Origin of the sequence: Leptospira perdikensis (assembly GCF_004769575.1) — a bacterium.
In the GTDB taxonomy this organism is placed as follows: Bacteria; Spirochaetota; Leptospiria; order Leptospirales; family Leptospiraceae; genus Leptospira_A; species Leptospira_A perdikensis.
The window spans coordinates 22,405-48,893 of record NZ_RQGA01000002.1; the positions used below are offsets into that span (position 1 = coordinate 22,405).

General features: G+C 38.4%; 21 protein-coding genes. 6 read left to right on the top strand and 15 right to left on the bottom strand.

Translation table 11 applies throughout. The features are described from left to right. Positions 1–74 precede the first annotated feature (74 nt). The gene (locus EHQ49_RS01015; RefSeq protein WP_135575479.1) at positions 75–941 is read left to right on the top strand and encodes a LamG domain-containing protein; all 867 of its coding nucleotides are present in this window, start codon (positions 75–77) and stop codon (positions 939–941) included. A 133-nt stretch (positions 942–1,074) separates the two neighbouring features. Here the strand turns inward: EHQ49_RS01015 and EHQ49_RS01020 are convergent, their stop codons facing one another. The 7 genes from EHQ49_RS01020 to EHQ49_RS01050 all read right to left on the bottom strand — a co-directional run bounded on the left by EHQ49_RS01020 (position 1,075) and on the right by EHQ49_RS01050 (position 11,373). Beyond that, positions 1,075–2,646, bottom strand: a complete 1,572-nt coding sequence (locus EHQ49_RS01020) for a 7TM diverse intracellular signaling domain-containing protein (RefSeq protein WP_135575596.1) — start codon at positions 2,644–2,646, stop codon at positions 1,075–1,077. Between the two features lie 309 nt (positions 2,647–2,955). Further along, positions 2,956–6,861, bottom strand: a complete 3,906-nt coding sequence (locus EHQ49_RS01025) for a fibronectin type III domain-containing protein (protein WP_135575481.1) — start codon at positions 6,859–6,861, stop codon at positions 2,956–2,958. Between the two features lie 374 nt (positions 6,862–7,235). Beyond that, positions 7,236–8,063, bottom strand: coding sequence for a DUF1554 domain-containing protein (locus EHQ49_RS01030; RefSeq protein ID WP_167482974.1), 828 nt, complete (start codon positions 8,061–8,063; stop codon positions 7,236–7,238). Positions 8,064–8,517: 454 nt separating this feature from the next. Then, on the bottom strand, positions 8,518–10,098 hold the full coding sequence (locus tag EHQ49_RS01035) for a C1 family peptidase (RefSeq protein ID WP_135575485.1): 1,581 nt from the start codon (positions 10,096–10,098) through the stop codon (positions 8,518–8,520). 9 nt (positions 10,099–10,107) lie between these two features. Next, positions 10,108–10,683, bottom strand: coding sequence for a WG repeat-containing protein (locus tag EHQ49_RS01040; protein ID WP_135575487.1), 576 nt, complete (start codon positions 10,681–10,683; stop codon positions 10,108–10,110). 5 nt (positions 10,684–10,688) lie between these two features. Continuing rightward, on the bottom strand, positions 10,689–10,964 hold the full coding sequence (locus EHQ49_RS01045) for a hypothetical protein (RefSeq protein WP_135575489.1): 276 nt from the start codon (positions 10,962–10,964) through the stop codon (positions 10,689–10,691). Positions 10,965–10,971: 7 nt separating this feature from the next. Continuing rightward, positions 10,972–11,373 (bottom strand): hypothetical protein, encoded by a 402-nt coding sequence (locus EHQ49_RS01050; RefSeq protein ID WP_135575491.1) that lies wholly within the window; start codon positions 11,371–11,373, stop codon positions 10,972–10,974. Between the two features lie 322 nt (positions 11,374–11,695). On the opposite strand from EHQ49_RS01050, the gene EHQ49_RS01055 reads away from it, so the two are divergent. From EHQ49_RS01055 to EHQ49_RS01070, 4 genes are all read left to right on the top strand, one after another. Further along, the gene (locus tag EHQ49_RS01055; protein ID WP_135575493.1) at positions 11,696–13,540 is read left to right on the top strand and encodes an adenylate/guanylate cyclase domain-containing protein; all 1,845 of its coding nucleotides are present in this window, start codon (positions 11,696–11,698) and stop codon (positions 13,538–13,540) included. 108 nt (positions 13,541–13,648) lie between these two features. Beyond that, positions 13,649–15,070, top strand: a complete 1,422-nt coding sequence (locus EHQ49_RS01060) for a RecQ family ATP-dependent DNA helicase (RefSeq protein ID WP_135575495.1) — start codon at positions 13,649–13,651, stop codon at positions 15,068–15,070. A gap of 315 nt (positions 15,071–15,385) precedes the next feature. Then, positions 15,386–16,270 carry an LIC_13355 family lipoprotein gene (locus EHQ49_RS01065; RefSeq protein WP_167482975.1) on the top strand — a complete coding sequence of 295 codons (885 nt, stop codon included), beginning with the start codon at positions 15,386–15,388 and terminating at the stop codon, positions 16,268–16,270. A gap of 195 nt (positions 16,271–16,465) precedes the next feature. After that, positions 16,466–17,011, top strand: a complete 546-nt coding sequence (locus EHQ49_RS01070) for a chemotaxis protein CheD (RefSeq protein WP_135575499.1) — start codon at positions 16,466–16,468, stop codon at positions 17,009–17,011. Here EHQ49_RS01070 and EHQ49_RS01075 read toward each other — a convergent pair. The 6 genes from EHQ49_RS01075 to EHQ49_RS01100 form a co-directional block, all read right to left on the bottom strand. After that, positions 17,008–17,376, bottom strand: a complete 369-nt coding sequence (locus EHQ49_RS01075; protein ID WP_135575502.1) for a response regulator — start codon at positions 17,374–17,376, stop codon at positions 17,008–17,010. The two genes, EHQ49_RS01070 and EHQ49_RS01075, sit on opposite strands and share 4 nt — an antisense overlap. Positions 17,377–17,388: 12 nt before the next feature. Then, positions 17,389–18,417, bottom strand: a complete 1,029-nt coding sequence (locus EHQ49_RS01080; RefSeq protein WP_135575504.1) for a protein-glutamate methylesterase/protein-glutamine glutaminase — start codon at positions 18,415–18,417, stop codon at positions 17,389–17,391. Beyond that, positions 18,417–20,282: a chemotaxis protein CheA gene (locus tag EHQ49_RS01085; RefSeq protein WP_135575506.1), complete on the bottom strand. Its 1,866-nt coding sequence runs from the start codon at positions 20,280–20,282 to the stop codon at positions 18,417–18,419. Before EHQ49_RS01085 ends, EHQ49_RS01080 begins: the two co-directional genes overlap by 1 nt. Positions 20,283–20,290: 8 nt before the next feature. After that, positions 20,291–21,811, bottom strand: coding sequence for a HAMP domain-containing methyl-accepting chemotaxis protein (locus tag EHQ49_RS18845; protein ID WP_135575508.1), 1,521 nt, complete (start codon positions 21,809–21,811; stop codon positions 20,291–20,293). 15 nt (positions 21,812–21,826) lie between these two features. Further along, entirely contained in the window at positions 21,827–22,351 is a 525-nt protein-coding gene (locus EHQ49_RS01095) for a chemotaxis protein CheW (RefSeq protein WP_135575510.1), read from the bottom strand. An 82-nt stretch (positions 22,352–22,433) separates the two neighbouring features. Next, positions 22,434–23,333 carry a sensor histidine kinase gene (locus tag EHQ49_RS01100; RefSeq protein WP_244241289.1) on the bottom strand — a complete coding sequence of 300 codons (900 nt, stop codon included), beginning with the start codon at positions 23,331–23,333 and terminating at the stop codon, positions 22,434–22,436. Between the two features lie 64 nt (positions 23,334–23,397). Between EHQ49_RS01100 and EHQ49_RS18800 the strand changes: the two genes are divergently transcribed. Next, positions 23,398–23,730, top strand: coding sequence for a hypothetical protein (locus EHQ49_RS18800; RefSeq protein ID WP_244241290.1), 333 nt, complete (start codon positions 23,398–23,400; stop codon positions 23,728–23,730). A 427-nt stretch (positions 23,731–24,157) separates the two neighbouring features. Here EHQ49_RS18800 and EHQ49_RS01105 read toward each other — a convergent pair whose 3' ends face one another. Together EHQ49_RS01105 and EHQ49_RS01110 are read right to left on the bottom strand one after the other, a co-directional pair. Further along, a complete protein-coding gene (locus tag EHQ49_RS01105) occupies positions 24,158–25,366 on the bottom strand; it encodes an Lcl domain-containing protein (RefSeq protein WP_167482976.1) in 1,209 nt (402 codons plus the stop codon). Positions 25,367–25,723: 357 nt separating this feature from the next. Further along, positions 25,724–26,488, bottom strand: a complete 765-nt coding sequence (locus EHQ49_RS01110; RefSeq protein ID WP_135575516.1) for a helix-turn-helix domain-containing protein — start codon at positions 26,486–26,488, stop codon at positions 25,724–25,726. Position 26,489 lies beyond the last annotated feature (1 nt).

A 26,489-nucleotide genomic window follows, 5' to 3' on the forward strand; every position in this document is an offset into this window, starting at 1 on the left:
ATCACTAGGTTCTGAAATATATATCGGAACGACCGATGTCATAAAATCCATTATACTCATTGGCCAAGATGAAAATGTATGAGTTTTATTTTTTGCGTTTCCCTGGCCCTGAAGTTTCGTATTGGTTAGGATATCTACTCATCTTATTTTCTTTCATCCAATGTAGCCCTTCTGATTTGCAGAACGCAAACGATGTATACAGTCGTGAATTTAATGAAACTCAAATATTGATTTGTTTACTGAAGGGGACTTCTTGTATTCCCGGTGGGGTACGTACGACGGTCCAACCGTTGGTACAATATAATTTTACTGCTGGTTCCTTAGTGAACTCTGGATCATTGGTTCTTGCATTAGGTAACCAAGAAGCTCCACCAGGATTTACATCTGGCAAAGACGGCGACGCGAATGGTGCCCTCAATTTCACTGCGAATAACCAACACTATACTGGTAGCGATGCCAGTTTGCCACTCGGAGCGAGTCCAAGAACTTTTTGTTCCTGGATCAAACCTACTTCACTTCCCGGGAATGGCTCTCATCGTGTGGTCTTCCGTTATGGAGATCCTAATGTTTCCGGTAGTTTCGCCGTTTTAGCAATTTCCAATGCATCAGGAAATAAGGTTTCGTTTTTAGGATCTGGTTATGATGCCCTTGCCGATTATACAATGCCGGTGAACACTTGGTCTCATTTATGTTCTACGTATAACGGAGGAAATACGGCAGATTTTTATGTGAATGGAATTTTTATCGCCACTGCTCCTTTTGTAGGAACGGGGCCAATCAATACGATTAGTACATCATTTGCGATAGGAACTTGGACTGGAAGTGGGGGACCTGCTGTCTACTGGGTAGGTGCCTTGGATGATGTCAGGATTTACAATATTGCCTTAAATGCGAATCAAATTGGTCAAATGTATCAGACTGGATTTGTTTTCGTAGAGTGATCAACGGAAATTGTTTCTATTCTTACTTTCTGAAATATGTAGGAACGACAGATCTAGGTGTTCCCTCTATATTCTTCTGCCAAGTTGAAAAAAGATGTGTTAATTTATCCAATCACTTAGCGAAATTTATAAATTAATCTTTGTTTGGTTCACCTATTTGTCTATATTGCACAGGACTCATACCTGTAGTTTTTTTAAATTCTACATTGAAGGCTGTTTTGGAACCAAATCCCGTGGCATAAGCAACAGAAAGTATGGAAGTTTCAGGGTTTTCTTTTAATAATTTTTTTGCTTCTGAAATACGGAATGAATTTAAGTAACTCCGGAAACTAACACCTAATTTAGAGTTGAGTAGTTCGGACGTTTGTTGGACAGTCAGTCCAATAGCCATAGAAGCAATTTCTAAATCAATTTTTTCATCCAGATATGGTTTTGTTTCTAACATCCAAAATTCTAGTTTGGCAAGAGATTCTTCTGTATTGATCGAGTTTAACTTAGATTTCAAATAACGTTCGTTTTTATTTGAATCAATATTTAAAGTAAGGATACGATGGAGGATTTCATTTCGTTCTCCTTCTAGTTTTTCATACTTTTGTAATAGATTAAATAATAAAAAAAATAGATCAATGGGAAATATAAATACAGCAGAATAGAGAAGGGGGGTGGAATAAGGTAGGATTCCTAAAAAATAAAACATCGTATTGTAACTCACAATAAAATAAGATCCCCAACTGATTAGAAAGAAAAGGATTCGTTTTTCCCCTTTGAAATAATTTTGTAAGGCAGTTCCAAGGATAAGAGGAATGGAGATCAAATAGATATAAGTTGCGATTCTAGAAAAAATTTTAGTGGTGTAGGAAGTAAAAATCGCAGGGATACAAAACATTGCGATGATTCCCATAATCAATAAAATTTTATCAATCCTTGGATTGTTTTCTTTTGTATTTAAAAACATTCTCACAAATTGGTAGGAAAAAGGGATACCAAGAGTAGAAAATACGAGTATGGCTTTGTTCTGCCACCAAGGAGATTCTGGCCACAATACATCATAAGCATTTCCATATTGACCATTGTACCAAAGAACTGTACAAATAACATACCCTGCATAAAAGAAAAATTCACTTAATCCAAAAGCAAAAAAATAAAATAACGCAAATACAAACATCACTCCACAAACTCCTATAATGAGCCATGTGATTGCAGTTTCGAAAATTATACGTTTGTTAAGTGACCTTTCACTTAGGGAGCGAATGGGAAAAGAGATTAAAGACTTTGATTGGATTCGAATATAAAAGTAATCTCCAGATTTTTGTTTTGGGATTGGGAAACTAGGATAAAGTGCTTCTGGTAAAATCCATTTTGATTTAGGGATCGTGTCTCCTGTTTCAAAGGTTATGAATTCTTTATTTTGTTCTGGATAATACAATCTTGCAAAGTCGAGAGCTTTCCATTCCAAAGAAAGGATCTTTCCGTGTGAGAAACCTTCTTCATTTGTTTTCCCTCGAAGCCAAATGACATCGTTTGTGAAATTAAAAGAAAGTTGGTTCTTGGAAATGGAATTCCAAACTTGTTGTTTTTGAATTTGGTCAAAAGGAATTTCCATAGAAGGGTCTTGGAAAAATTCAAAGTGATTGGTTACGTTTTGGTTTTCAGCTCCATCGGGTGTACAGGAAGTCCCAGTCATCACAAGGAACAAAATGAACATCCAGGAAATATTTTTCATCGAACACAATGTTCTGATCGGATTCTAGTCGTTGACAAGCTTTTTTATGAAAAAACGGAGTCACTCCGACTTTGGTATGTCGCGACCTTTTGGTATACTCATCATTCATTGAAGTTTATCACTTAACAACCGATCATTATGCGAAAGTATGCCGATTTTTTTAGGAGAAGGTAACATACCGATCCATGGCATTACCTTCTCCTAAGTTACCGCTCTTAAACATCATGGCTATTTTTAGAAAATGATTCTATGTTTTATGTTAGCGACTTCAATCTTCTCGTCTGTTTTTCTTTAAAAACTACCATCTGGATTCAGTCGGAGGATCATCCCACTGAAAGTACTTCCACTTGGAAACAGATACAATGGTGTTTTCCCCATAAGGAGGGATCGGCCACGAGTAGCTTGTAACAATCCATAAAGTGTGCCATCAGATCCTTCTTGAGGTGTAGGGGAAGTGTGTACAAAACCCCCTCCCGAAACTCCTGGTCCAAGATGGGTGTACCAAGATATCGACCCAGCGGCATCCATCATAAAGAGTGTAGTATCTTGTTGACCTGAATATGGATTGATAGGTGTCACTGTACCTAGGGATGGAATGCTTACTTGTGTATTGCCTGTAACTAAATAGTTACCGGTGGAAAGCCTTTGGACATCCGAAAGATAATCTATACCTGCAGCCCCGATTTGTGTATACCAATCTAAATGTCCATCGGGCTTAAGCATCCAAATGGCACCGTCGTCCCCGGAAGTATAACCGCGAATAGGATTTTTACCTTCTAAGCCAGACAAAGCTCCCCCGACTGAACCAACGAGTACCAATCCACCTGATGGGGTCTCTACAATACCATAACCACGATCACTCCCCGCAGAACCCAAAAAAGTAAACCATTGTACATCTCCCGTTGCATTCAGTCGAATCACTAGTGGATCATAATTTCCTTTCGCACTGATCCATGGAAGAACCCCCCCGAGTGATTCCACGGAACTAAGTGAATTTCCATACATTGTGATGCCACCGTCACTCATTGGCAACATTCTAAGGTTATCTGCCCCTGTTCCTCCTAAATACGTCCACCATTGTAAACTGCCTGTGGAATCCAAGGAACCAACAACAGAATCAGTTCCGCCCGAATAAGTAAGTTTAGGGAAGATGCCGTTGATGTTTGTCGGCTGCACTGCTCCGACTGTCGCAGAAAATAATATAGTACCGTCATTTCTTGCACTTAGTTCCCCAGTAGACAAACTCCTCAGAAAAGTTGTCCATTGAAGGATACCATTTGCAGTAAGTTTTGCTATCAAAAGGTTGTATTCAGGTAGACCCGAGTGAGCCATCAATGGAACCGTCCCTGAAATAAGAGAAGTACTTCTAGATGCTATTATGAATGCGATCCCTCCGTCTGCTGTGACTTCTAGTGTTCGAGTTCCATATGGTGGATAATCGCTGTCTGTACCTCCAACAAAAGTATACCATTGGAGGATTCCGTTTGGAGATAATTTTACTACCATTGCGTCTTGAGCACCATTGTTAAACGGGACTATCGGAAAAGTTCCGTTTATGGAAGGTACTGCCGTAGAGGCCCAGGAAGAAAAAATATAACTGCCGTCAGCAAGTCTCGCAGGAAAACTCGCAGCGTCGGCCCCAGGAATGAAAGTATACCAGTCGACTCTACCTTTTGAATTAAATTTCACAACCATAGTTGCTAAGCCATAACTGCCAAAACCTATACGTGGAGTTTTCCCATCGAAAGTAGGAACATCTGCATAACTTGTCGAAAAAGTAATCATACCACCATCTGGTGTTGTAAGATTATTCCTCGGAATCAACATGTTGTTAGCCGGACCAAAAAAACCAAACCAACCTGCTGGACGTGCATCAACAATTGCTGAATCAGTAGAAGAACGTGCAGTGCCCGCACAAGAACCAGGGGAATCTGTAAATGTTAAAGCAATCTCATAGATTCCAGCGACGTCAGGAACAAAACTAGCGGAAAGAGTCGAAGCCCCAATGATATTTGTGTTTGTCAGTGCTGATGTAGGTGGTTTACGAACAAAAGTCCATTTGAAAAGGTAATTACCAGAAGAGACTCCACAAAGTGTTGCATCCGGATTCGAAGAAGCAGTTCCATCTAAATAAGCCGTGTCACCTGGTTCTACAATACTATCAGTTCCTGCATTGGCAATGGGGGGAGAGTTTACATATGGTGTTGTTGCAGTGAGTAAATTTGACCAGATGCTACGATTGCCAGACGAGTCATATGCACGAATGCAGAAATGGTATACGGTATTTGGTGTTAGCCCAGTTACCGAAAAGCCAACGGGACTCCCTGCACTGATAATACCGACCGTGTTCGGAACAAATATGGCAGCATCACATTCTAAATCGGATCCAATAGAAGATGTTGATTTTCTAATTTCATATGCCGAGGCACTGCCTGTCATTCCATCACCTCCAACTGCTGTCCAATTTAATTGGATTGTTGAACCGTCTAACGCATTTGCTGTGGCAGTTGAGATGGAAGCCGGTGGAGTAAGATCAGGAACAGAGTATGTAGAGGCATTCACCGAACCTGTCCAAATATTCCGATTCCCCTTAAGATCATAAGCGCGAATACAGAAATAATAAGTCGTTGCAGGAGAAAGACCATCTATCTCAAGCGTTTCTAGAAGACCAACAGGTTTTGGTACTAGAGTATGGGCCACTGGCGTTGCCGTGTTACAAGTTCCATCGTTCGTGATACTAGAAGTAGAACGTTTGATTTCATAAGCTGCTGCACGACCAAAGGATCCGTCATTACCAGGCGCTGACCATTGCAATCGAATCCGAGTATGTGACCGCGGAGAAGCAGATAAATCAGCAATTGCATTCGGTCCAACTGTATCATTGACAGTAACAGATGCAGTTGCATTCAAAGCTCCTACTGTTGCGATGACTCCTGCAACACCTGGTCGAACCGCAGTAAACATACCGCCGGATAAATTTCCTACTGGTTGTCCACTTAATCCATTCCCTGTGCTCACAAAAGTAGGATTCACAAATCTGGGTTGTCCCAAGTAACTGGCAGAGACACCAAATACAATGTTCTCTGTTATATCGGCTGTTACAGTTAGTGGAAAAATGTTTAGTGAATCAATCGGAGGATTGGATTCTCCATTGGGAGTGGCATCGCTTATATTTGGGATACCATCTGAGTCGCTATCAACGATCCCTGTTGGATTTGAAGCATTTCGTGGATTGTAGCCATGGTCAACTTCCCAAACATCGTTATAACCGTCATTGTCCTGATCTATATCATAATTATTGATATATGTTGAATCACCAGAATCCGTAGGATATTGAAATATAGAAGTGCTGGGTCGTGATGTGGTTGCGCCCCATTGGTCAGTGGCACTAACTTGCATCTGAACACCGGTGTTCCCCATTGCTTCATATGGGATCGAAGCAACATACCACTGTGTCATCCCTTCACGTGTCATCGGTATATAATTGGTACCACCTCCGACTTTACCTATAATGAGATTTACCGTCATGTTATCGCCGTCAGGTTCAATGATTTGTGTCCTCACTTGGTATGGAACATAGGAACAATTAGGTTTAAAATAATAATAAGCTCCTCGAATATCAGGAGGAAGATTTCCAACGGGAGGAGTGCCTGCACCAAAATAAGAAAATGTTCTTGTTGTAAAATGAACACGGTCCGATTCAACACGCGAATCATGACTACCCCAATCAGGAAATCTGCCCGTTGATTCATCGGGAGGTGTGAGGCTCGCCGAGAAACCAGAAGTTTTTGTTGAAACCAAATTAAGCGAGTGAATTTGGCTACTATCGACAACGAGGGAAATAGAGATATCAGTGTTAAAACGATAGGAAGGTGTTATTTCATAAACTGCTGAAGTGGGAATATATCCAGAAGGCAGAATCTGCGACGTTGGCGTATAACGAGTGATTTTGAATTGTTGTGTATCTTTCATTGCACCGGGTGGAATCATGATTTGTAACTTCCCATCGGTCGAAGTAAAAACTGTTCCCTCGGGACCTGCTAACGCGTTGCCCATTGATACACCGGCACTCAGTAACCCTAAGTTTTTACGGAAGGTATCTTTATGTTTTTGGCTATCGCTAAAACTATCAATAAAGGCGATACAATTTGATAATGTGGCTAACCCACAGATAGTTAAAAGTAGATGAATCTTCATTCAATATTCCCCATATCCGACGGATACATTTACAAGCTTGAGATAATTGCAGTTATATGGTATAAGTAGTCAATAATTTTCTTTTACTATTGGCTTAAGATTTAGGAAATACACAACCTTCGTGAAATTACTTATTTTAGATAGGAAATTTGGTGCAATTTCCCCAAGTATAAATTGCCATTGATTGAGTTTTTTAAAGTGGAAATTCTATTATCCAAAACTTGTTTATTGCCTGTAATTAAAGACTTATGAAAAGATATTTTCATATTCTGAAATAATGATTATCGAATGATAGATTCTTTCCTTGTCGCAAGAATCTATCATTCCTCTGGGAAATTTCTCTTGGAACAAAATAGTCGTTTTAACCTAAACTTCTATTGCTCAATACAAAGTAAGGTAAAAGCATTTGTGCAGGATGAAGATGCATTTGAAAGTGATCCACTACCTGTCTGGTTATATTGGGTTGACGTCAATGAACCCGTTAAATATTCACTGTAGTTATTACAAGTTAATCCTCCGAAAGTAGTCCAGGTACCCGACATTCCGCTGATTCCAGTAGTTACTGCACTCGTCCAACTGTTGGTTAAGGTTCCAAAAATAAAAAGACCATTCACATTGGTGGTCATAATTGGGGTCACTCCGTCCGATCTCACATAGTTTGTGTTTGGTTTTAATACCCAGTCTATTTGATTGTCGCCTAAATTTGCAGTGAAAGACGCCCTTCTGCAAGGGATGCCACTGCAACCAGATTCATCGACAAGTAAGGCCTTGTAACTAGATGTTCCTGCAGGTTTACCACTGTCGCTATTACAAATGGCATCTGCCCCGGCAACACTTCCGATAGTTGAAATGAAATAGGTTATGGATGTAACAAAAGTTTTTAAAGTGGTTGTGACTGGTGAAAAGAAAACTTCGTCAGAAAGGAGACTTTCCTTTCTGTTGAAGGAATTTACTGCAGAGATAACATAATAATAAGTGATCCCATTGATGATACCAGTATGATTCAGTTTTGCTTCTTGAGTCACAATTTTATTTGCCGTAAGGATATTGACGTTTGGTGTTGTTGACCAATACACATTATAATGACTCGCACAATGAACAGGATTCCAGTTGATTACGACTAAGCTATTGAATGTAGATCCAACTATATTTTGCGGTTTCGCTGGTGGGTCTGGAGTGATGCTACAATTCGATTGAACCAAAAAATTCGAAATGCCACAACTGTTATTTAAATCTTTAAAATTACAAAGTCCAGTCGGTTTACAAGCTTGCAGAAATACAAAAAACAGAATGCATATATTTATAAATTTGATTCTCATTGAATGCTTTGTAAATTTATTTCAAAAGTTCAACTCTGTCAATGATAGAAACTATAAATTAATAAGATGTAGATCGGATTTTCCCTAAATGATAATCGTGGAATCATAGAGAAGGGATTCTTAGTTGTAGTGGATTTGTTTACTGCAGTATTTTTTAGTCTCATTGTATTTTGAATTCAGAATTATCGTTTGAGTCATAGACTCATTATACGACAAGAAAGAATAGGAATCAACTGGTGTTGATTCCTATTGGTAGGCTTTAAAAATTGGTTATCACATTTTCTTCATGTGGTTGTTTGAAAATCAGAGCCTTATCAACCTGCTTTTCTTGTGATGATTATTTTTCTTTAGCAAACTCAATGACGATAAAGTCTACGGTTTCTGGGTTATGATCGGTAGAAACTAATTCCATCTTATCACCACCTTCGCTGAATTGGGAAGACTTTGAAATTTTTGTTTGGAAAGCAGATTGAAATTTTTCCAGATAGGAGTTTGACTTCGATCGGTTGGCTTGTGCATTGATCGATTTATAGTCTAACTGCTTTTTTGCAAAAACAATGACAATGCTATCTTTTTTACCAACGTTATCGACTTCTAAACTTTGTTTTTTCGGAAACACTCTTACCCCACTGGTTCCGCAATAGGGACTGTGTTTGTCAGTATAAGGAAAAAGCACATAGGAACTGCCATCCGACTCTTGTCCAAAGATATAGAGATAAATTGGCTTTTGGTTTTTAACACTTACTTTAAAACGTGTTCCTATCTTTACCGGTTTTTTTGTTTGGTATAGGTTTGATGTGACTTGTTTTAGTTGGATGAATTCTTTTGTGGCATTGTCCACAAGGCCCAGCTGGTAGGAGAAGGTTTCATTGGGTTCAAATGTTTTTGGAGGGTAAAAAGCATAAGCTTCTCGAACAAATTGATTGAAGTCCTCATAACGAAGCCAAAAGATCCCTTTGTTACCGAAATTTTCTCCCCAGGAATTCATAATTTGAATGGCACCACCATTTTTATTGTCATCATATCCGATGGCAGTCATCGCATGGCCACCCCAATCCCCTGACTTGTCTTTACCTTTTTTATATTTTTTGACAGCTTGGTAATCCGCTTCCGTTGGTAACCAAACGGATTTGTTTAAATCTAAAAAAGTTCCACCAACCTCCATCGAAATAATTACAGGAGATCCTTGGGATAAATATTGTTTTACGGATTCAATGTCTGTTTCATACTTTTCGCCATCTTCAGTTAGGCGCTGGTATCCTTCGATTCTAAACTCTTTTGCTTTCTCCTTTTGTTCCGTTGTTGGTTTGGTCCGGCAAGAGTTTTCATTATATGGAAATTCAGATAGTTGTAACGTTCCTTGTTTTTTTAAATCATCAAGTAGATCTACTGGGTAAGCACCATCACAGTTTTTATCAGTGTTTTGGTTAAAAAGATACGCTGGACTAAAACTAATTTTATTTGGATCTTCTCCTATAGATTTTGCATGTAAAATAGTGCGAGCAGCATAGGATACTGCCCAACCAGTGCAAGAGCCTTGTTCTCCTTGGTTTTGTCTTTTCGGTGCATATTTGAGTAGGGAAACTTCAGAAGGCATTTCATTGCCATACTCTTCCGAAAGGGGTTCGTAAACTTGTGCGCGGTCATATCGTTCTGCATCAAATTTTGCGCCTAATTTATGAGGGCCATCTGACGCCGATTCGGTGGACTTTTCATCCTCTGCGTCAGAGTCATCAGATATACTGCCTATACAAATGAGTCCCAACAGTCCTATCGCAAGAATAGGGATCATCACTTTTGGGTATTTAAAAAGTAACCCTCCGAGGAAAACGAAAATTGCGATTAGAAAAAAAGAGTTTCCTTTCGATTTAGAACCTTCTTCTGGTTCTTTATCATCATCTGTCATTCGAATTGGCATTTTTCTAACCTATTTAAAGTTGATTGTGTTTTTTATTTTATTGGTCGTAACAATTGCGGTTTTCTTTTTGAAGTCAATCGAATCGATGGAATCGTATTCAACAGGAAGTATTACTTTTCCCTTCTTGTTGATGATCCCATACTTCCCGCCAACGATTGTACTATGTTCTCCATCGGATTTAGATTCGCATCCGTTGCAAACAATAGAAAAACCATTTTCAAAAGGATAAACGAAATCATAATTAGCCGGAATTTGTTTTTTACAATGGGAATCGAAAAAACCGAACTTTTTGTTTTCTACAAAACGAGCGAGTTTTTCCGAATAATAATCAGGTCCATTGTCATAAATAAAAACATCCAAAAGTGTTTTATTTTTTGTGTCGATACAAACCCATTTGTTATCCTTTACTACGAATGCCACTAATTCTTTTGTGAAGTCCATGACATGTTGGTATTGTGGTTTGATGATTACCTTCCCTGATTTATTTTTGAAACCATAAAGATCATTTTCTTCAAAAGAAGTGGGAAGATTTGCCTGTGCTAATAGAGGTAATGTAAATGCTAAAAATATAAGTATGAATTTCATAGAACCTACTGATTGAAAATAAGAATGTAAACGAGTGCAAGCAGAAGTAACACCGCAAAGATCGGAACGATGACTGCTGGAAAAGAAAAACCAAATACGAAGAAGAGTCCAATCACGAGTCCCAGAACCAAACCAATTGGAACCGTAATCATTGTAATCATCGACCATGCAGCCCCATTTTGATCAAATTGTGCGATGATAAAAGGACCAAAAAATCCTAGAAGGCCACCAAACAATACACAGCCGGCAATAATGAAAATAGATTTTATTAAAGTTCCCATATTACCTCTACTTAACGCAGTTCCAACCCGATTGCCAAGTGCGATTTTCTGTGTGATTCCACTTTCCGTTTAAATGAGTCGGATCGGGAGACATACGTTTGATCGCGAGTTCGAATTCGAAAGCCCCTGAGTCATTGGTGACTGATTCGGACCAAACACCACTAAAAATATTTCCATTAATAGTTCCTCGCAAACTTCCTCCATTGGAATCATATATACCAGTGACAGAAATACCGTTTTGTTGGAGAGTTAGTTTTCCGAATTCACCGCAGTCCCAAACACCTGATAATTTCTTTGTGAAACCGCCTTCTGGTTTCGCTTCTTGTTGTTGTCCTTTTTGTGCAGAAATGGATACAACCAGCGTAAAAAAAATACAAACCAGAGTGATTGTAAAAAAAAGATATTTCATTCAGACTCCTTTAGATTATAAAACTCTAAAGTTTTAAAAATCTACTGTCAAGTTCTTTGGATCTTCTTCTCAATTCCTATGCGTTATTCATTTCATATACTTTGTTGTATGGAAATTTTGTATCAATAGTCATCATTAGTAGTTCACCGTATTTTTTAGAGGAATTGATCTCTGGTCAGTTTTAGAAAACTATGTTTACGAATATTTCTCCAGTTATAGAAACGATGGACACATTACTAATTTTCTATTCTTCTATTTATAACTTTTGTCAAAGATTCTAATTCGATTGACAATCTCCTACTATCCGTTAGTATTCCAGGAAATGTTCCTACATATTCGTAAGTCGGCTGTCTTGATTATTTTCTGTTTATGTTCGATGTGTTCGACTCATGTGGGGCAGTCGCAAAATCCAGTCGCTTCTGCAGGGATATTGGATTTAAGTGTTTGGTCCTGGGATCAGGGAACTGTCTTGATGGACGGAGAATGGACACTTGATGGAGCTCCTTGGGAAGTTCCTTCGACAAAAGGGTTTCACGGAGCACCGATGGGTCACGGAACCTATCAGTTGAAAATAAAATTGCCGGAAAATTCTTCTGACTTAGCTTTGTTGTCACCGTTGGTTGGAACCGCCTTTAGTTTGTCAGTTGATGGGCAAACGATTGCAAAAGAGGGAGTTGTTTCTCATTCACCGGATACCGGAACTCCTTCTTATCGGCCAAGGATCATTTTACTTCCTACCGCAGGGAAAACTGAGATCAACCTGGCAATCGAAGCATCCAATTGGGATGATCAATTTGGTGGAATTTATTATAGCCTAACACTTGGTACATTGGAACAAATACAAACAATAAGAACGCAAGCTGTTATTTGGGAAGCTTTTCTTTTCGGTGCCATCTTTCTTATGGGGTTATATCACTGTGGTTCGTTCTTTTTTCGGAGCCAAAATAGGGCACCACTTTGGTTTGGCCTGTTTTGTTTGATGATTTCATTTCGTTCGACTCTTTATAGTGAAACTTTGTTTTTAGAAATATTTCCTAATGTTAGCTGGTATTTTGTCATTCGCGGAGTTTATGCAACGATGGCTTTGGCCCTTGTTAGTTTTGCTGCCTTTGTTGATCGATTGTATCCTCAATTTTCATTCCGGCCGGCAACCTTCCTCACCGTTTTTGGAGGGATATCTTATGCTGTGATCAATCTAGTGGCACCGATCGTTTGGACAACAACACTTCTTGTCCCATTCCAGTTGCTTCTACTATCTTTTGGAGTTTATAGTTTAATCACTGTTGGTCGAGCACTTTTCCATAAAGAACCAGGTGCTGGTTTATTTGTAGGGGGAACACTTCTTTTTCTTTTGACAGTCCTTCTTGATATTATTAAAAGTCATTTTTTTTGGGATTTACCTTCTTTGGTAAATGTAGGAACATTCATTTTTTTATTAGCACAGTCCTTAGTTGTAGCACGTCTTTTTGCAAATGCATTTGCCACAAGTGAAATGCATTCTGCTGCCCTAGAGAAAGTCAATTCTTCTTTAGAAAGGTTCATCCCTCGCGAAGTTTTAGGTTTATTGAACAAAAAAAGCATAACAGAGATTGCGTTAGGTGATTTTACTGAAATGAGGATGACTGTGTTTTTTTTGGACATTCGTAACTTTACAGGTTTGTCTGAGTCAATGAGCCCCAAAGAGAATTTTAAATTTATCAATTCCTTTCTTAAATTGTTTGGTCCCATCATTAGAGACCATAACGGGTTTGTTGATAAATATTTAGGAGATGGAATTATGGCTCTTTTCCCTGGACCACCTGACGAATCGTTGGCGGCGGCCATTGCGATGAGACATGCACTTAGGGAATACAATGATGGAAGGGTTAGAGGTGGTTATCAAGCGGTTGAGTTTGGAATTGGGATTCATACCGGTCCCTTGATGCTTGGAACCATCGGTGAAAACAGGAGAATGGATTCAACTGTGATTAGTGATACTGTGAATGCAGCGAGTCGCCTAGAAGGATTAACCAAAAAATATTCTGTTGATGTACTTGTATCTGGGGCTACGATCGAAAATTTAGAACATCCTGAAGTATTCTACACGAAGTTCATAGCAGAGGAGACTGTGAAGGGAAAGTTAAAACCAATCGAAGTTTTTCTTCTAACACATGATTCAAAAAATTAACAAAAAGTAAATGACTCAAGTGGAATCTCTTAGGGAGAGTGATTTCAGGTATCATTCCTGAATATTGAAAGTAAAAACTCCCCTCCATCATCGGAAAACTGGAAACAGTTGTGCGAAACTTTCGGTGTATCGCAGTTTCGTGGACAACAAGAAGCTATCATTAAACATGTATTGAACTTAGGTAACTCGCTTGTGCTTATGCCCACGGGAATGGGGAAGTCCTTATGTTATCAACTCCCTGCATTGGGTATGCCTGGTATCTGTGTCGTAATATCACCTCTCATTGCTCTTATGAAAGATCAAGTAGCTGCCTTGCAAAAAAAAGGCCTGCCGGCTGAATTTATCAATTCCAGTTTAGGAAAAACGGAACGAATGGAACGGTATGCCAAACTAACTTCTGGCGATTATAAACTTTTATATGTTTCACCAGAAAGATTTCAAAAAAAAGAATTTTTGGATGCAGTCAGTAAACAAACCGTATCTCTTCTTGCAATCGATGAAGCCCATTGTATCAGCCAATGGGGACATGACTTTAGACCTGACTATACAAAAATAAGTTGGTTTCGTGAAGTATTAGGATTTCCAACTACTATCGCACTGACTGCTACTGCATCCAAACGAGTACAAGAAGATATTCTGATACAACTAGGAATTGATAAAGATAAAATTCGAATTTTTGATGATGGTTTGTTTCGTCCGAACTTAAAATTATCTGTAGTGGATTGTTTTGATACAGAATCGAAATACAATTCGATTTTAAAAGATTTAGAAAAATCGAAAGGTGCAACCATTATCTATTTTAGTTTGATTCAGGAATTAGAAAAGTTCAGTCACTGGATGGATACGAAACGAAAAAAACATTCGGTATATCATGGCAAATTATCGGCCGATAGGAGGAATAAAGTCCAATCACTGTTTCTCAAATCTGAAGATGGAATCCTCCTTGCAACAAATGCTTTTGGGATGGGCATTGATAAACCTAATATCCGTAATATCTACCATGCACAAATCCCAGGCAGTATAGAATCCTATTATCAGGAAATTGGTCGGGCAGGAAGAGATGGTGATCCTTCTTTTTGTAAACTCTATTACTGTCAAGATGACCTGACTGTTCAAATGGAGTTCATTGAATGGCAAAATCCAGATCTAAATTATTTAAAAAAACTTTTCACTCTACTATCACAAAAACAGAACGAACTATCTGGATTGGACTATGGAACTTTACAATCTTATATGACCTTTAAAAATAAAGGTGATCATAGAATCCAAACAGCTCTAACTTTACTTGCGAGTCGGGGGCTTATCTCTGGAGACCTCGAGCGAGGAACATTACAAATAGAAGGCTCATGGTCTGATTCTATATTTTCAGAATCAGAACTTTTGGATAAAAAAAAGGAAAACCAAAAGCGGTTATACCAAACAGTTTTGTATACAAAAACAGAAGAGTGTCGCCGGAAGTTCATTCACGAATACTTTGATTCGACGTTTCATGGTTGTGGGAACTGCGATTTATGCCTCAAAGCTCTTTGATCATTAGCGTATGTTTGGTGATTCGGATTACATTTAAAAGTATATTCTTTATTTCTTGTGTTAATTAACGATCTTTAAAAACTGGACTTAATTCCGGGAGGAATGGGGTGTAAATCCTCAGCTGACGGCGCAACCGTGATTTCCATACAACTATGGAATAAGTCGGATCTTCCCGTAAATGAATCGCCCGTAAACGATCATTTGCACCGAAAATTTTTTTCAGGGCCCCGGACAAATATGTCATTGGGTCGTTGAAAATGCAAACATCACAACTAAACAAATTCTGCGCTCCTAATGACAACAAAGGAGACAAAATTGAAAATTCAAACAACCTTACTACTTGTCTGCAGTTCCTTTCTTATGGTCTGGAATTGTGAAACAAAATCGTCTAACGTAGATTCTACGTTATTTTTACCACTTCTGCAAACGGATCATACAATTCCGAACACTGGATCTGGAAACCCAGAAGAAACAACCCCTGGTGCACCAAACTCGAACCCCGGTGTTTGGTTGGCAGATACTGTAAAATCAGCTCCAGGACATACTGGTTCGGGGATTGGAAACAGTAACAACGCGGTGAATGGAGTTCGAGGTGCTGGGCTAACTGGTGGTGGAACGGATGTGTTTTCATTGGCTTATACTTTAGCAAACGATCATATCATTTTAGAATGGTCGGGTCATAAAATTACTAATGGCCCTGGAATTGATTTTATTGTTTTTGAAAATGCATTTAAGGTTTCAAACCCAAGTACATATTTTATGGATATCGTCATTGTCGAAGTCAGTAACGATACAACCAACTGGTGTGGTTTTAATCCAAATTATAGTTTTTCACCAGAAACAACCTATTCTAAAAATCCGGCGGATTGGCCAAGGTTTGCTGGAAGGAATTCTGTGTTGTTCCATGAAACAACTAAAAATTTTGGATATGACCCTAGTTTGGTCTTTGATACGGCAAACTCTGGAGGAGATGGGTTTGACTTAGATGAACTCAGTGAGGTGTCAAATTCTGCTGGAGGGACAGGTTGTACTTCCATTTTAAGAGATGAATTAAAAAGTGGATTCACCTATATTAGGTTATCTTCTGCCTCTTCTGTTCGTTGGAAAAATCCAGATACAAATTTGGCTTTCGTAAAAGAGGCCATCTCCAATGGTCCCGATATCGACGGAGTGTATGCACGGTATCGAGCAATCAGGTAAAATTTTGTAACAATCTGTACTTCACCTAAGGTTTTTAGGGTTATCCTACTTGGGTGGGTTTGGTTTTTTACAAGTCAGAACAAAACAATTTTCTTTGGGATCCCTCTCAATTGTTTTCACTTGAAAAATAAAATAGAATGATTAGTCTGTCTGGTGGAAGTTGATCTAGACCTTTCTACTGGATTCATTTTTTTTATGAAACAACAAGTTTATTTAAACATTGGGGAAGCTTATTTTACTTCAGGTATCTATGAAATTAGAACCATATTGGGGTCTTGTGTTTCTGTTTGTTTGTATCACGAAAAAACAAAACATAGTGCAATCAATCATATCCTACTACCTGGGAGTTTAGACAAAGCCGAAGATAAAAAAAGTTCACGGTATGGAATTACTTCTATGGAACTCATTATCAATGAGTTTGTGAAATTGAATATTCCTCGTACCGAATTAAAAGCAAAAATATTCGGTGGATCTCAAACCTTGAAACTCACAACGAGTCACGCAGGCCCGAATAATGTAAAATTTGTGAAAGAGTTTTTACAAACAGAAAAAATTCCCATCATCAGTGAGGACACTGGTGGAGAGTTGTATCGGAAATTAGTTTTTCATACAGATACTTATGATGTTTTTATAACAAGAATTCCTGCGAACCTATCTACTGAAATTCTTACACAAGAAAAACATTTTGAAACTAAAGTTCGCGAGAGAATGGTTAAAAAAACTTCTGTATTTACATTTTAGCTAGTGATTCGTTTCAGAACTTCGATCAAATCCTCATCATCAAATGGTTTTACAATCCAGGCTTTTACACCTGCGTCCTTGCCGGCTTGACGTAAGTGATCACTAGATTCTGTTGATACGATGACAATGTTCGCTCCAGTTCCTTTGGGATGGGCTAAAAAATCTCGAGACAATTCAATTCCGTTTTTACCTGGCATATTCACATCAAAGACACATCCATCAAAGGGGCCGTTGAGTTCTAAACTTTTCATTGCTTGTTCTGCATTTTCGGCTTTGAATATTTCATAACCTTCATCTCCCAAGACCATCTCCATAAGTTTAAGAGCCGTTGGTGCATCGTCACAAAGTAATATTTTTTTTGACATATTGAATCTCCTCTATTGTTCTAAAAATTGTAAAATAACGTTCGGTATTGAAGAAAGGTTCACTTGTTTTTCAACGGCGCCAAGTTGGAATGCTTCTTTCGGCATTCCATAAACTACAGATGATTCTTCATCTTGGCCTATGGTTCGTCCGCCTTTATCTTTGATCCCTTTTAATCCGACGGCTCCATCTCTTCCCATTCCGGTGAGTAATATTGCTAAACAATAATTTCCCATTTTTCCTTTTGCAATAGAATCAAATAAAACATCAACAGAAGGGCGATGTCCACTGACTTTCTCAAAAACTTCTAACTCCAAATAAAAACGTCCAGCCAGACGACGAACGAGTAAATGTTGGTCTCCTGGTGCTAAATAAACATGGCCTTGCTCTAAAATGTCTCCATGTCCGGCTTCCTTTACCGGAAGGCCTGTGGTTTGGTTGAGTCTTTGTGCAAATAAAGCTGTAAAGTGTTCTGGCATATGTTGAACGATGACTATGGGCGGTAGATCATTTGGGAGTTGGTGTAATATAAAATCAAGCGCTTGGGTTCCACCAGTGGATGCACCAATGGCAATTAGTTTGATGTCTGTTTGTTTCCCCTTTAATCCAGCTAACTTTGTATTAACGGTTGTTAATGATTGTTTGGGTTTTGAAGTAAGTCCTAATTTCCTGATTTTGATCTTTAGTTCTTCCAACATTCGCAAAAAATCGGCCTCACTTCCATCTGGTTTTTTTACAAAATCCATGGCTCCTTTCTGAAGAGCTTGAATGGTTGCATTAGCACCTGATACAGTGTAGGTACTAAGCATTATCACCGGGGTTGGATAGTTTGGCATAAGCCAATCCAAAAACTCGATTCCTGTCATTCCAGGCATATCAACATCTAAACTGATTACATCTGGATTCAGTTGTGGAATCAAACGTTTTGCTTCCAATGCGTTTGATGCAGTTCCAACAACTTGAATTGTTTTGTCACTGGAAAACATTTCCGAAAGGACATTCCTTACCACTGTTTGATCATCCACAATCAATAACTTAATCATTAGTTGGTTCTTTGCATTTTTTGAAAAATGGATTTAACATCTAAAATCAAACTGACATTACCACTTCCAAGGATCGTAAAACCATTCACTCCATTGGCTTCTTCCAAAATTCCTTGTAAAGGTTTGATAACTACATTTTGATTCCCAATAATTTCATCTACACGGATTCCCATTAAGTTTTTTTCATATTCAAGTACAATCATAAGCGGATCCAAATTATCATAAACAATCTCTTCTCTATGATTTAGAATCTGATTGATGTCAAAGATAGGTATGAAAGCACCACGGACATCGATGACTTTTTGATTGTCCTCTAATGGAATTTCTTCTTTGTTATTGAGACTAACGAACTCTCTCAGTTCAATTGTTTGAATTGTAAAAAACTTTTTGCCAATCCGAACTACGGTCCCTTCCATAATACCGAGCGAAAGAGGAATTCTTAAAATGAAACTTGTACCTTTACCTATACGACTATGTATTTCAATTTTTCCACCCATTCTTTCGATGTTTTGTCGTACGATATCCATTCCGACTCCGCGTCCAGAAATATCAGTCACTGCATCCGCTGTTGATAATCCAGGTACGAAAATTAAATTATAAACTTCTTGGTCGGATAAGTTTTCTGTATCACCACTTAGAATTCCTCGTTCTAGAGATTTTTGTATAATTTTCTCTCTGTTAAGTCCTCGGCCATCATCACGAATCATTACCCAAACTTCATTTACTGATTGCCTTGCACTTAACTGGATAGTCCCCACTTCCGGTTTTCCAACGAGGGTCCGATCTCCCGAATTTTCGATTCCATGATCAATGGAATTTCGTAAAATATGAATGATTGGGTCTGCAATGAGATCAACAATGGATTTATCAATTTCTGTTTCTTCTCCGCTAATGTATAGAGCCACTTTTTTGTTGGCTTTTTTTTGCAGATCTCTTACCAAACGAGACATTTTTTGAAAAACTCCACTGATCGGTATCATCCGTGTTGATAGAGCCACTTCTTGTAAATCTAATACAATTTTACGTAGTCTATTGAGTGAAGAATTGAAATCTTCGTTTCGCAAAGATTTAAGAAGGGGATGTTGAGTTACATTTGATTCTGCAATGACAAGTTCACCTACTAAATCCATTAGGGCATCTAACTTCTCATTTGCGACTTTGATCTCTTTGCGATGGACAGCCGAGGAAGGTCCTGTGACTTCTTTATCAACCAGAGTTTTAGTAGATGAGAATGATTCTTGAATTGGTTTTCCCGAATCAATCTGTGATTTGGAAATTTCTACAGTTTTAACCTCTTCTATACTGGATGTAGGTGTCGACTCACCAAAAATTTCATAGGCAGGTTTTTTTGTGGTCGTGGTTACTGTTACTGTTGTATTTTCTTCACCAAAGATTTCGAAACTTTTTTTCTTCTTTGGGGCCGGTTCGGTTTCCGCATCGATAACTTTTGTTTCTGAATTTAAACGTTTGATTTCTCTTTTTAAAACTTCAATAATTGCTTCTGATTCTTCATCTAACTCCGGATTTGTTTTGGTTTCGTCAACTATCTCCAATAATCTCCGGAGTTGGTCGCAAGTATTGATTAACACTTGGCATATATCTTCGTTAGGAAGTATTTTTTCCTTACGGAGGATATCCATTAAGGTTTCCGCTTCGTGCGAAACTTTTACAAGGCTCTCCAGTTTTAATAAACCTGCCGAACCTTTGAGTGTATGTACGGCACGAAATAGGTTGTTGATTAACTCTTCATCATATTCGCCTGTTTGGTCATTGATTTCCTCGATAGAAAGAATGGCTGATTCGCAAACCTCTATCAGTTCAAATCCTTCAGGGATAAAATCGAGTAAGAGCTGTTCTCTTCCCATATCTTAACTCAAAATTTTTCAGTGAGGGAGTTATGTTCAAGTGCCGAGCCAAAAGCATTCGGTGACTTGTTGTTTTTCCCAAATTCAGCCGCAATATTTTTAAGATCACCTGGTTTGTTCGTTATATTTTTTTGCTGTTTTGACAAAATTAACTTTTGTTTATCTACTTTAACAAGTGTTCCCATAATTTCCAATAGGTGGCCTGACTGTTCTTTCAGTTCATTCGATGTTGCTGCTAGTTCTTCAGAAGATGATGCTGCGATTTGAGTGGTTTGATCCATTTGAGTCATCGCTAAAGATATTTGGTTGATCCCAGAGGATTGTTCACTCGATGCATCAGCAATGGAAGAAACAAGTTCAGCTGTTTTTCTAATACTCGGAACAATTTCTTCAATTACTTTCCCTGCTTCCTCTGCTAAGGAAACACTATTGAAAGATAGTTGATTGATTTCTTGAGCGGCAACCTGGCTTCTTTCTGCTAGTTTCCTGACTTCATCAGCTACGACAGCAAACCCTTTTCCATGTTTACCGGCACGTGCCGCTTCAATTGCAGCATTTAATGCAAGTAAGTTGGTTTGGTAAGCAATTTCTTCAATGATTTTAATTTTAGAAGAAATGTTTTTCATTGCATCTAAAGTTTTAAAAACTGCTTCTCTACCTCGGGTTGTTTCTTTTGCAGATGTAGAAGCAATTTGGTTGGTTTCACTTGCTGCTTGCGAGTTTTGGGTTACCGATGAAGACATTTCTTCAATGGAAGCTGTCGATTCTTCTATGGAAGCAGCTTGTTCGCTGGCACCTTGACTTAAGGAGTAAGCTGTGGAAGAAACTTGTTCCGCTGCTGTGGATACCGTTGCCGCTATTTCTACCGCAGAGTTTAATGCTTTTGTAATGCTTACTATAATCCAAGCGGCAATCAGAACGGAAACAAACGCAGATATGCCAAAGAGTGCAGCCATAAAAACAAAAATTCCTGCATACAGTTCGTCTGTGAGTTTGTTGGCTTCATTCATATCATCAGCAGCCATTTTTGCAATTTCATTCGATACGGCATCAAATCGGTTCGCAGCAGGACGTCCTTTTTTGGTGGATATGGCTTGTGCTTCTTGGGTAAGGTTTTTTAACGCGATCACTTTTACTTCTTCAAAAGCAAGCGCATAATCATTGAATGTACTTCTCAGTTCCTTTAACTTTTCTTTGTCTTTTTCGTTTCCTAGTTTTTCTAACTTATCAATATATTCAAATAACTCGGCGGTATACTTGATCCGGTTTGTGAGTCTTGTGTTCATTGAATCCATTGTTTGTTCAAGAATCAAATCCTTCTCGTTTCGGATTAACCACATAAATTTTGTTCTAAGTTTTTCTGCAAACTGCACTTTCGGAGAGTAAATCAAAACTAGGTCCGTTACTTTGTTATTGAAAATATTGACACTGTAAATTCCAGAACCTGTACCAATGCCTATAAATAGTATTAGCAAACTGAATCCGAGGATCAATTTTCCTTTTACTGTCATGGATTTTAAATTTAACATATTCTATTTCCTCTTTTAAGATTGATTGCTGATTGCTGCGTCTAATGCTAGTTTGTCTTCGTCTTTGAGAAGTTTTTCGATATTGAGTAAAACTTTTACATCGTCGCTGACTTTTGCTATAGATTTGATAAATTGATTCCCTTGGTGTTCTCCAAATTTGGGTGCCTCTTCCATGTTGTTCGGGGCAATTTTGATTACCTCTCTCACTGTATCTACAATCAGTCCAATGAGTTGTTGGTTTACACTTAAGATAATCACACAAGTTTTGTCATTGTAACCAATGGATTGCATTCGGAATCGATCTCGCACATCAATGAGAGCAATGACTTTTCCTCGGAGATTGATCACTCCCTTGATAAAGCTGGGCATATCTGGGATTTCCGTAATGTTTTGCATACCTACAATTTCGGTGATGAATTTGATTTCGATTCCGTAACTTCGGTCTGCAAGTGAAAAGATTAGGTAACGACCATCAAGTGTATCCTCTTCATCGTAATCATCGTTTTCATCAGATAGAGGTTCCATATCCAAGTTGTTCATTTTGTCACCTTCTTGTGAGCGAAAAATAGTCTTTTGAAAGAAATGCAATTAAAATTAAAAAACATACAAATTTATGTTTCTATTATGGAATGATATCAAATTCCAAAGTTACTGAAACTTCAGAAGATTTGTTGTTATAAATATTTGAATCCAATACATTGAAGTAAATTTTCGCATTCATATCTTCTAATATTTTTTTTACGATAGGTAACCCCAGTCCCAATCCGAATTCTTCCTTGGAATAACGTTCGTCTACGTATTTATTCACTCGGTAGAAAGGTTGGAATAAAATAATCTCTTCTGACATTTTGAAATCAAACTGGTGGATGGAAGGATCCATTGGTGCATTCAAAATTTTAAGTGAAAATTTATCTCCGGCTCTCATAAACAAAATGTAGATACTGGAATTCTCTGGTGCATATTTCATTGCGTTGATCAGAAGTTCTCGAATGGCTGTTCGTAAAAGTTTGAAGTTACAGTTGAATTGATTTTCTTGCCCGTTTTGTAAATTGGAAAGATGAAAACGTTGGTTTTTGATAGTGCTCATATCGGATAGATAGTTCACTTCTTCTTGTACCATATTGTGCAGGTCTTTTAACATCGTAGTTTCTGTAATGACTGCACTACCTTCAAAGACTACCTGGGCTTCTGCTAAAGTTTGGACTAATTTTTTTGTGCTACGAAAGTTATCTTCTATCAATTCGAAAATTGTGGAAGGAACGAAATAACGTTCCCCTTCTTTTTTTGCCTTTCTGAGAAGAGAACCAACCGTTGTGACAAGCGCCCCTAAACCAGATCCTTGCATCAGCGAGGTATTGAGGTTAGGTAGAGCTTTTTCCATCCAATCTTTATGGCTTCCTTTGCCTTCAATCTCATGGCGCCAATTGAAGATTTTGATGATTTCTTTATGAAGGTTCTCTTCATACTGGACTACCGCTTTCTCAACTTGTGAGAGATCGACTAAGGTTTCTGTTTCTTCCACGATTTCCAAGACGGAGATGAGTAAATATTTTTGAGGTTGGGTGCCAAAAACAAAAGGAGCCACTTTGATAAAAAGTTGGAATTCAGGAAAGGTGTATCGAGAGGAAAAAGGTACACCCGTATCGGCCACTCTAGAGATGGTTTCTCTCAGGTTTACATACGTTGGCGGTAAGAATTCCTCGATAGATTTTCCAACTGTGTTTGATCCAACTTGCCAAGGATTTGTTTCTGAAGCAAAGGCTTCTACAATTTGGCCACTTTCGGAAAGAAGGATGTACGTTCCTGATGGTAGAGAAGGGAATACTGCACTCGCAAAAGATTTGATTGTACTTTCCGTAGACATTCCGGCCATTTCACCTGCTGTTTCAGAATTTGAATACGTTCTGAACGGACTCTAGTTATAACACATTAATTCATTAATACAAGAGAGTATGTGAAAAAATGTTCATAAATCCTCGGGAAAGATTCTCCGTTCAGAAGTCAGCCGAAACCCGGAGAAATCCGAGGAAAAGAAACCTCCCTTTCTGCTATAGTAGGGAATATTCGTTTTTGATCGTTAGATGATCCGAAAATTCTAAAAATTTACTGAAAGGATCCTTTCCTCTCTTTTTATTTCGATTTTCTATTATGTCGCTTAAGGAAAGCAGTTGGAAGGCTGTATGATTCAAACAAAACAATCCAATTTCCAGGTTCCGAGTATTGGGTTTTTTACAAGTTCGTTTAAAATACAAATTTTAAGAAGAATATACGTATAAACGAATATTCTGAAATTAAATAGTGATTGTTCCTGTGGTCCGTGGTGGATTTTGCTAAACTTGGATGCGGTTACTGTGAAACACAACGAACGTAAAGATTGGTTGTTTTATTGATTCCTTCAAAAATATTATTGTTTGTCGTTGTGAAATTAACATACCATGCACTCGTAGTGCCGGGTGCAAACGTAGTTGATGTCCAATAGTATTCACTTGCCGAGAATTTAGTGTTTGGGAAAGCTATTTGATCAATCAGTGGCCCAGTAGCTTTTGTATAATCATACAAACTTGCCAATTCATTTCTATTTGGTAGTCTCCAAGTTCTAGAGCCTAAAGACAAACTACCACAGTAGGTTAGCGCTGATGCCCAGTCTGAAACATTTCCTCCTCCTGTGCAAGTGGAGTCATTAGTTTGTCCATATGAACATTTTTGCCAAGTGAGGCCAGTGGTATTATCTTTTATAGTTCCATCTCCATTGTCGGTATAGGAAAGCGTTTCCATTGGTGGTGGTGAGGCAACACAACGACCGTAGTATGCAATTGAAGTTGTTGCATAAGAATCTCCACGGGTGTAATCAAGATATCGACTGTCGCTTGGACTTGGAAGATTCGGCGTTGAAGCCCAATATGCGTAGACGACAGTTGCAGGAAACGCTATTGGATTGATAATAGTTGCATTTGCTTTACTTGCATCATTGGTAGTCAATAGTTCTTTCAATGTGGAAAGGCGCCATGTTTTGTATCCTGCATATCCATTCCCTGAGTTCAAAGAATTGAGAGCCAAACAGGAGGCAGTTAAAGTGGAAATGTTGCCTGAAGTCACTGAGTTAAGTGCACAAGTTGGGCCATTCAAACCTTGTGAACATGTCCTCCAAAGAATCCCTGTGGATTGGTCGAAGGTTGTGTAGTCATTTGGGTAGGTTGTATCTGGACTCGGGCCTACGTAATTGGGAGAAATTCCGGAGCCAATATTGGAATCATCTCCAGTCGCATAAGAAGTAGTTTGGCCCGTTTTTAAAGGAATGAGGGAATAGGTAGCTTCTGCAGTGGGACTGTTATCCATTCCTGGTTTGATGGCGATGGCACGAATTCTTTGTCCTGCTAGCCGCCAAATCGAAGCAGGTGATGTGTAAGGTGTCGAGTTTGCGGTTGGCACTGAGCCGTCGGTTGTGATATAGATGGTTGCCCCTGGTGTGATTGTAGAAATGGAGATGAAATGAGGTTCGGTATAATGTCCAGGTGCCGGTAAGAAAAAAGGGGCAAAGACCTGATTTAAATTCACACCGCAATGGTTTGACGTATTTCCAGAAAGAATTTTGAAAAGTATCGTTTCCAGATAACCCTTATATTTCGGGTCACAAAGGTTCTCTAGTTCGGGAGATTTGCATCCAACAAAAAAAAGTACAGAAACTAAGCAAAAGAAGGTTTTGATCTTGGGGCTGCGGCTAAGGCATTGTTTCATATCTTGTCGCTTCAGAAATTGCCTCGAATCATGTGAGTTGTTTTTAGATAAAACAAGAGGTGGAATTTATTGACAAGTGATTTATCTACTTGGGCAGTATTTCTTGGAACAGTTGGTACGAAAATGGGGAAAGTTACGGAGCTTTAAAAATGGAATCAAAACTGGGAAAGAGTAACTCTAATTGAAAGAATCAGGAAGTTTTTGTCTGAATTCGGAGGCGGTGATTTTGAGTTCTTTTTTGAAAGCCTCGTAAAAACTGGATAGGGATTTATAACCAACTTCAAACCCAATATCACTTACGTTTTTTTCAGGGTATTTGATCAAAAGGTCTTTTGCTTCTCTAATGCGGTAACTGTGTAAAAAGGAATTGAACGTAGTTTGTTTTTTTCCATTTAAAAATTCGGATAATTGTCTAGGGTGTAACTCCAGTTCGCTGGCTAGAACTTCTAGGGAAAGGTCTTCGTTTCGATACAGTTTTTCAATATCCATAAGACGGGACAATCGATTTTGAAGTTTGTCCAGGTCCACTTGCAACAAACGTGATTTTGTATTGTTTTGATTTTCTCCCGTTCTCTGGTAGGTGTTTGTAAAAAGTGCATGTCGATCCAATGCCAATCTCAATCTATCTTCTGATACAGGTTTTGCGATAAAATCAATAACCCCGTATTCAAAAGCTCGGATTGCATTGTCGGTGTTTGCAGACACAATGATTGTACTCATGGTTGTTGTTGGAATTCTATCTAAAACTTCGAAGCCGTCGGATCCAAAAATGTTGAGATCTAAAAATAATATATCAACCAAACTTTGATTTAAATACGAATCTGCTTCATCAATTGATGTTAGGTGATGGATTTCATGAATGGTTGATCCACTAATTGTGTTTAATAGTTTGGTTAGATATTTGGCATGAACCGGTTCGTCTTCTAAAATCAGTATTTTCATT